Origin of the sequence: Halorubrum tibetense (assembly GCF_042661865.1) — an archaeon.
GTDB classification, from domain to species: domain Archaea; phylum Halobacteriota; class Halobacteria; order Halobacteriales; family Haloferacaceae; genus Halorubrum; species Halorubrum tibetense.
This window is the reverse complement of sequence record NZ_JBHSWW010000656.1, coordinates 1-595: the sequence shown is the minus strand read 5'-3', so window position 1 is coordinate 595 and position 595 is coordinate 1. Positions and strand designations below refer to the sequence as shown.

Genomic DNA, 595 nt, shown 5'->3' with positions numbered 1-595 from the left:
CGGCCGGGCAGACGAGCGCGTACCCCTCGCCGTCACCGAGCGCGTCGAGCCACTCGTCGTAGCCGGCGTTCCGGGGGGTGGACACTCCGTCACCCGCCCCGCCGTCACTCGCTCCGTCGCTACCCGCCCTGCCGTCACTTCCCCCGTCGCTACCCGCCCCGTCACCCTTGCCGCCGGGACTCGCCCCGTCGTCTGCACCGTCGCTCATTCCGCCACCTCCAGCACGTGTACGACGGCGCTGGCGACCGTCCCGCCGGCGTTGTGTGCGACCCCGACCTCGGCGTCCGGCACCCGGTCGCTGTTCGGGTGGCCGCCCCGGAGCAACCGGGTCAGCTCCGCGATCTGAGATCCGCCGGTCGCGCCGACCGGGTGCCCCTTCGCTTTCAGCCCGCCCGAGAGGTTCACGGGGAGATCGCCGTCGGCGGTCGTGAGCCCGTCGCGAGCCGCCGTGATACCCTCACCAATGTCCGCGAACCCCAGCGACTCGATCGCGAGCACCTCCGCGATGGTGAAACAGTCGTGGACCTCCGCGACGTCCACGTCGTCGGAGCGGACGCCGGCGTCGTCGTAGGCGGCCGTCGCGGCGTCGGTCGCC

General features: G+C 73.3%; 1 protein-coding gene and 1 pseudogene. Both read right to left on the bottom strand.

Going from position 1 to position 595, the window contains the following annotated elements:
* Positions 1 to 208: pseudogene (locus ACFQEU_RS17580) on the bottom strand (hypothetical protein); the annotation flags it as partial.
* Positions 205 to 595, bottom strand: a 391-nt coding sequence (locus ACFQEU_RS17575; protein WP_417448547.1) for a thiolase C-terminal domain-containing protein, incomplete at its 5' end; no start/stop codon positions are given. The gene ACFQEU_RS17575 and the pseudogene ACFQEU_RS17580, both read right to left, overlap by 4 nt.